The organism is Paraburkholderia sp. BR10954 (assembly GCF_040965775.1).
Classification (GTDB): Bacteria; Pseudomonadota; Gammaproteobacteria; order Burkholderiales; family Burkholderiaceae; genus Paraburkholderia; species Paraburkholderia youngii.
On record NZ_JBFRCK010000333.1, the window covers coordinates 1 to 254 of the forward strand.

1 pseudogene is annotated in these 254 nt (G+C 61.8%); it reads left to right on the top strand.

From position 1 onward, the window contains the following. Window positions 1-254, top strand: a pseudogene (locus AB4Y34_RS42465) (hypothetical protein); the annotation flags it as partial.

The window sequence follows — 254 nt, forward strand, 5'->3', positions numbered from 1 at the left end:
TACAACCCGACGTACCTCGGCGGTCTGAACGATCTGGAAACGCGCGGCGTGCTGGCGCATGAGGTTCTGCATGTGGCCAACGGCCACTGCTGGCGCCAGGGCGATCGCGATCCGAAACTCTGGAACGCGCATGTGACTATGCGATCAATCCGATCGTGTACGACGCAGGAATGCAGTTGCCGAAGGGCGTGCTGTTCGACACCCGCTTTCGCGGCAAGTCGGCCGAGGAGATTTACGGCATCCTCGCGCAGGAG